This is a genomic window from Rothia mucilaginosa (assembly GCF_964210535.1).
Taxonomy (GTDB): domain Bacteria; phylum Actinomycetota; class Actinomycetes; order Actinomycetales; family Micrococcaceae; genus Rothia; species Rothia mucilaginosa_F.
In genome coordinates, this window is the sequence record NZ_CAXOMR010000028.1 from 25752 (window position 1) to 32404 (window position 6653).

The window sequence follows — 6653 nt, forward strand, 5'->3', positions numbered from 1 at the left end:
TAGTGACATCAGGGTGTCCGAAGCGAAGCGAGGACGGGTCCCCTGTAGGAACGAGGGCGAATACCGTCTTCCAAGCATCGAACACCAGAGCAAGAGGAAATATCTACACCCCAGCCCTCAAAACTGTATTTCAAGGGGAACGCAAAAGTCCCGCCGATTCCTAAGAATCAGCGGGATTTTCTTTGAAGTGCGCCCCCTGGGACTCGAACCCAGAACCCATTGATTAAGAGTCAATTGCTCTGCCAATTGAGCTAGAGGCGCTTATTTGTTTTTCAGGTTTTCCCCTGCAACAAGTAAATACTATACGGCATCTTGTGGGCGCCCGCAACTCGAGCGAGCATGAACTGCATCACACCCCTTGTTTTGGGGTTTTAGCAGGCTCTCATTAGACAGAAATCCGGCGCCCCACCCCTCCCCTGTAGCGGGGTGAGGGTGGTGCGCCGGATTCTTAGAAAGCTATTGCTGAGCTACAGCTTAGCGAGCGACGGAACCTTCGGTGTAGTCGTCGTCAGCGGTGTTCCAGGAGAACAGCTCGCGCAGCTTGCGGCCGGTTGCCTCGATGGGGTGTGCCTCGCCCTTTGCGCGCAGTTCCTTGAACTCGGGTGCGCCTGCAGCCTGGTCTTCCATGAAGCGCTTTGCGAAGTTGCCGTTCTGGATGTCTGCCAGGACAGCCTTCATGTTTTCCTTGACCTCGGGGGAGATCACGCGGGGGCCGGAGACGTAGTCGCCGTACTCTGCGGTGTCGGAGATGGACCAACGCTGCTTAGCGATGCCGCCCTCGATCATCAGGTCGACAATGAGCTTGAGCTCGTGCAGGACCTCGAAGTATGCGATTTCGGGCTGGTAGCCAGCCTCGGTCAGAACCTCGAAGCCGTACTGGACGAGCTGGGAGGTGGAGCCGCAGAGGACTGCCTGCTCGCCGAACAGGTCGGACTCGGTCTCTTCGGTGAAGGTGGTCTTGATGACGCCTGCGCGGGTTGCACCGAGGCCCTTTGCGTAGGACAGTGCCAGTGCGAGTGCTTCGCCGGATGCGTCCTTCTCGACTGCGACCAGGGCGGGAACGCCGCGGCCTGCTTCGTATTCGCGGCGGACGGTGTGGCCGGGGCCCTTGGGGGCGACCATTGCCACGTCGACACCCTCGGGTGCGGTGATGTAGCCGAAGCGGATGTTGAAGCCGTGTGCGAAGAACAGTGCGTTGCCGGGCTTCAGGTGGGGTTCGATGCTCTCTGCGTAGACCTTTGCCTGGACCTGGTCCGGGGTCAGGATCATGATGACGTCTGCTTCTGCTGCTGCTTCTGCAACGGTTGCGACGCGCAGGCCTTCTGCCTCAGCCTTGGCACGGGACTTGGAGCCCTCGGACAGACCGACGATGACCTTCACGCCGGAGTCACGCAGGTTCAGTGCGTGTGCGTGGCCCTGGGAGCCGTAACCGATAACTGCTACGGTGCGGCCCTGGATCAGGGAGAGGTCTGCGTCGTCGTTGTAGAAAATGGTTGCTGCCATTTCTTCTCCTCAGTAAGTTTGATATGCGGCCCAGGCTGGGCTCAACATTCACTATTCTACTTGATAGCTGTTTAGTTGCGGGCTGTCGAGATTACTTCTCAGCATCTGAAGTATCCGGAAGGTCTGTGAGCCCATAGGGTCGGGTATCGCATCGCTGCCGGTTTTCCCGGTTGTAGCGGTGCGATACCCGTTGCTATCCCCAGCTGGTGCGGGGTTGGTGTGGCACCCTGGTGGGTGTTAGATGCGCTCGCTCATGGCGCGGGGGCCACGTGCCAGGCCGATGGTGCCTGCGCGGACGATTTCGCGAACGCCATAGGGTTCGAGAACGTCCAGCAGTGCGTTGAGCTTCTCCTGGGAGCCGGTTGCCTCGATGACAAGGGACTCGGGGGAAACGTCGATCACGGATGCGCGGAACAGGTCGGCTGCCTGAACGATCTGCAGGCGGACTACGGGGTCTGCCTTGACCTTGATCAGGATGTGGTCACGCTGGGTGGAGGAGTCGGCCGGAAGCTCGACGACCTTCAGCACGTGAACAAGCTTGTTCAGCTGCTTGGTGATCTGCTCGATGGTGTGGGCGTCACCTTCGGTTACGACGGTGATGCGGGAAACACCGGGGTTTTCGGTGGGGCCCACAGCCAGGGAGAGGATGTTGAACAGTCGGCGGGAGAACAGACCGGAGACGCGGGTGAGAACGCCCGGCTTGTCTTCTACCAGAACGGACAGAGTGTGCTGAGACATTAGTTCTCTCCCTCACGATCGAACTCGGGCGAAGTGTTCTTCGCAATCCAAATCTTGTCATTAGATACGCCTGCCGGGACCATGGGCCAGACCAGGGCGTGGGGGCTGACGGTGAAGTCAATGACGACGGGGCGGTCGTTGATTTCGAGGGCAGCCTTGATGGTTGCGTCCACGTCTTCGTCGCGTTCGCAGCGGAAGGTTGCGCAGCCGTATGCTTCGCCGAGCTTGACGAAGTCGGGGATGCGTACGGTGCCGTGGCCGTCCTTCAGGTCGGTGTTGGAGTAGCGCTCGTTGTAGAACAGAGTCTGCCACTGGCGCACCATGCCGAGGGAGGAGTTGTTGATGATGGCAACCTTGACGGGGATGTTGTTCTGTGCGCAGGTGACCAGTTCCTGGTTGGTCATCTGGAAGCAGCCGTCACCGTCGATGATCCACACGGTGGAGTCGGGGTGTGCGACCTTTGCGCCCATGCCGGCGGGGACGCCGTAGCCCATGGTGCCGAGGCCTGCAGAGCTGACGAAGTGGCGGGGGCTTTCCTGCTGGATGTAGTGTGCGCCCCACATCTGGTGCTGGCCAACGCCGGTGACGTAGTATGCGTCGGGGCCGGTCAGAGCGCTGATGCGCTCGAGAACGTACTCGGGGGAACCGAGGCCGTCGTTGGGCTTCTCGTAGCCGAGCGGGTAATCCTTGCGGATGACGTTGAGCTCGTTCCACCATTCGGTGAGGTTCGGCAGCTGCTGTGCGAACTCGGTGGAGAGCAGGTCGGTCAGCTCGGGCAGAACGTACTTGAGGTCGCCGACGATCGGCACGTCTGCGAAGCGGATCTTCGAGATTTCTGCCGGGTCAACGTCAATGTGGATGACCTTAGCCTCGGGTGCGAAGGAGTCGAGCTTACCGGTGACGCGGTCGTCGAAGCGTGCGCCGAGGGTGATGAGCAGGTCAGACTTCTGCATTGCGGCGACGGCGGGGACGGTGCCGTGCATGCCGGGCATGCCGAGGTTCTGGGGGTCAGAGTCGGGGAACGCGCCGATAGCGTTCAGGGTGGTGACGACGGGTGCGCCGATGAGCTTAGCCAGCTTGTGGAACTCTTCGGAGGCACCTGCGCGGACCAGGCCACCGCCGACGTAGAAGACGGGGCGCTTGGACTCGGTGATGAACTTTGCAGCTTCGTGAATCTGCTTGGAGTGGCCGCGGGTGACGGGGGTGTAGCCGCGCAGCTCCAGGTCTTCGGGGATGCCGCGGTATTCCATCATGCCGACCTGTGCATCCTTGGTGACGTCCACGAGCACGGGGCCGGGGCGGCCGGTGGATGCAATGTGGAATGCTGCAGCCAGTGCGCGGGGGATGTCCTGCGGGTCGGTGATCATGAAGGAGTGCTTGGAGATGGGCATTGCCATGCCGACGATGTCGGCTTCCTGGAATGCGTCGGAGCCGAGCAGTGCGGTGGATACCTGGCCGGTGATTGCGACGAGGGGGACGGAGTCCATGTTTGCGTCTGCGATTGCGGTCAGCAGGTTGGTTGCGCCGGGGCCGGAGGTTGCGATGCACACGCCGGTCTTGCCGCTGGACACTGCGTAGCCCTGGGCTGCGTGGCCTGCGCCCTGCTCGTGGCGGACCAGGATGTGGCGGACCTTCTTGGAGTCGTACAGGGGGTCATAGGTCGGCAGAATAGCTCCACCAGGCAGGCCGAATACGTCAGTCACACCCAGGTCTTCGAGGGTGCGGACGATTGCCTGAGAACCGGTCATGCGTTCTGCGGGAGCGTTTGCCGCGTCATCAGAAGTGGAAAATCCCATGGTCATGGAAATGCCTCGTGTCTTAATGGTTCTTCGTTGTACTCAATGTTCTGCGTGGGGTTTGTGTGATTCTCACGCATCCTATGCCCGGGGGTACCAAGCTATAAAAAATGCCCCTCGCTGTTGGTGGTAGCGGTAGGGGCGCTCAGTCGCAGTGAATAGACCCTGCCACTCGCCCTAGGCGACGTCGACAAGGTTTAGAATTCGCTGGAACATTGCTGTCTTCACCCTTCTATGGTGCGCCCCGAGAGGGGGTGAGTCAAATCTCTGTCGGGCAACACACCCGTTTTTGTTCATAAAGGCGCAGGTCGAATACTTTCTTTCATGATGTGGACACCTTGTGCGCGTGCGTGCACTCTTGGGCGCTCTTTTGAACAGGTGAGAAAAACTCGCATTTTTGGACGTCATGGCGCGTAATATGTGCGAATACTCGTGACCTTCGTTGGTTGCCCCGGTAGACTGAAGCTATGACCGAACCGATTATCACGGTCGCTGATGAGCTGACCGAAGCAAGTAAGTACGCAGAGGTTATTGACCCCCGTAACTCTGTTGAGAGTAGCGAGTTTTTGACGGGTGAGGAACTTATTCGGGTTCTGCACCCGGTTTTTGACGAGCAGATTATTAATTACGGTGCATACAATTTGGTGTATGCGACGGGCCGTGCGGTTTACCGTAATCCTGATTTGGCGTTGCATCAGTATCCTGATCAGCAGCATTTTATTGTGGGTTATCAGGATGCGCCGGATGAGGTGATTATTGCTCCGGTGAATTTGCCTGCTTTGACGCCTGCGGGTACGGCTACGACGATTGATAATACGAATGCGCTGCATGCTTACCGTGTGGGTGATGATGCGGTGACGATTGAGTCGGTGAATGGCAGCTCGTTTTATTTGTCGTTTGAGGATAATGCTGAGGTTGCGACTCGTTTTGGCACTGGTCTGCTGGAGCAGGGTAAGGATGTTGAGGATTTCCGTGAGTTTGTGACGCGGATTTGGCCGGTCCTGTAGCCATGTGACTTTTTGAGGTGAATGCCCGCTGCAACTCTTAGGGTTGCGGCGGGCTTTCCTGTACCTACACCCAGCTATATTGCCTGCTTGAGGGGCGGTACACGTCCTCGCTCCTACAGGGGCACCCGCCCTCGCTTCGCTTCGGGCACCCTGATGTCGCTACGGACGGCACCGACCCCTCTGCGCACACCAGACTGACTATCTCGCAAAAGGCTAAAAGGCAACAGCCTTCCCCCGCCCCACGCGCAAAACACCAGCCACCAAGCAACAGACCAAACAGGCGACAGCCTCCCCCGCCCCACACACAAAACACCAAACCACCAAGCAACACACTAAAAGGCGACAGCCCTCCCCCCGCCCCAGTTCGCTAGGCACGGGGCGCACACGCTGAACCACCGCGCACCTACCGCAACCACGGCGGGACCGCAGCGTACCCCGAATACCGATTACACGCGGAGGTGTATATATCCTCTGCTGCGACATCAGGGTGTCCGAGCTCTGCGAGGACGGGTCCCCTGCAGGAGCAAAGAGGATATATACACCTCAAGTCTCAGAACTGTATTTATTCGGGGAACGCAAAAATCCCGCCGATTCCGAAGAATCAGCGGGATTTCTTGTGAAGTGCGCCCCCTGGGACTCGAACCCAGAACCCATTGATTAAGAGTCAATTGCTCTGCCAATTGAGCTAGAGGCGCTTGCTTGTTTCAAGGTTTCCCTCGCAACAAGAAAATACTATACGCGCTTTTTTGTGGTGTGCGCAAGTTGAAATGAGGTGAGCCTGGACACATTGTTTGGGTGGAGTGTGTGGGACACTAGACTGTGTGTATTGTGTGGGGCGCATCCGCCCCTCCCCTAGTTTTTATTGTTTTGAGGAGTTATTGATGAGTGTTCGTCTTGAGCCGGGTACTCCGGCGCCTGCTTTTACCCTTGCTGACGCGTCGGGTAAGGAGCACAGCCTGAGCGATTATGCGGGTAGCAAGGTGATTTTGTATTTCTACCCGAAGGCTTCGACTCCGGGTTGCACGAAGGAGGCGTGCGATTTCCGCGATAATTTGGCGTCGTTGAAGTCGCTGGGTTACGTGGTGTTGGGTGTTTCTCCGGATTCGCCGGCGGCTATTGCCCGTTTTGTGGAGAAGGAGTCGTTGACGTTCCCGCTGCTGTCTGATGCTGATCATGCTGTGGCTGAGGCCTATGGCGCGTGGGGTGAGAAGAAGAATTACGGCAGGGTGTATGAGGGTCTGATTCGTTCGACGTTTGTGATTGATGAGCAGGGTGTTATTTCTGTGGCTCAGTACAATGTGCGTGCGACGGGTCATGTGGCTAAGTTGCGTCGTGATTTGGGTATTGACCCGAAGTAAGGTCGTGCTTTTTAGGGTTTGCGCATCGCCGTTCGGTGGCTTCTCGAGGAGGCTGCTGTTCGGCGTGCTTGCGGGCTTTTTGCCCTATGGGGGCTTCTTTTAAGGCTTGGCGAACCTTGGTTCCTGGTGTACACTAATTTTTTGTTGCCTCAGACGCATGCATCTTCGGATGTGGGGTGACACTGCGCGCGAGTGGTGAAATTGGCAGACACGCAGGATTTAGGTTCCTGTGCCTTACGGCGTGGGGGTTC

Annotated in this window: 5 protein-coding genes and 2 tRNA genes; 2 read left to right on the forward strand and 5 right to left on the reverse strand. The window is 58.2% G+C overall.

Annotated features, from left to right (window positions below):
• Positions 1-188 precede the first annotated feature (188 nt).
• The 4 genes from AB8C10_RS08320 to AB8C10_RS08335 form a co-directional block, all read right to left on the reverse strand.
• A tRNA-Lys gene (locus tag AB8C10_RS08320) sits at positions 189-261 on the reverse strand.
• A gap of 213 nt (positions 262-474) precedes the next feature.
• On the reverse strand, positions 475-1503 hold the full coding sequence (gene ilvC / locus AB8C10_RS08325; protein ID WP_313986572.1) for a ketol-acid reductoisomerase: 1029 nt from the start codon (positions 1501-1503) through the stop codon (positions 475-477).
• 237 nt (positions 1504-1740) lie between these two features.
• On the reverse strand, positions 1741-2241 hold the full coding sequence (ilvN, locus tag AB8C10_RS08330) for an acetolactate synthase small subunit (protein WP_070593899.1): 501 nt from the start codon (positions 2239-2241) through the stop codon (positions 1741-1743).
• Complete coding sequence (locus AB8C10_RS08335) at positions 2241-4043, reverse strand: acetolactate synthase large subunit (protein ID WP_368867458.1); 1803 nt, start codon at positions 4041-4043, stop codon at positions 2241-2243. The genes ilvN and AB8C10_RS08335 overlap by 1 nt, the downstream gene beginning before the upstream one ends.
• A gap of 461 nt (positions 4044-4504) precedes the next feature.
• On the opposite strand from AB8C10_RS08335, the gene AB8C10_RS08340 reads away from it, so the two are divergent.
• Entirely contained in the window at positions 4505-5044 is a 540-nt protein-coding gene (locus tag AB8C10_RS08340) for a hypothetical protein (protein ID WP_049356598.1), read from the forward strand.
• 622 nt (positions 5045-5666) lie between these two features.
• On the opposite strand, the gene AB8C10_RS08345 is transcribed toward AB8C10_RS08340, so the two are convergent.
• Positions 5667-5739, reverse strand: a tRNA-Lys gene (locus AB8C10_RS08345).
• Positions 5740-5925: 186 nt separating this feature from the next.
• On the opposite strand from AB8C10_RS08345, the gene bcp reads away from it, so the two are divergent.
• Positions 5926-6402, forward strand: a complete 477-nt coding sequence (gene bcp, locus AB8C10_RS08350) for a thioredoxin-dependent thiol peroxidase (RefSeq protein ID WP_070738798.1) — start codon at positions 5926-5928, stop codon at positions 6400-6402.
• Positions 6403-6653: the final 251 nt, after the last annotated feature.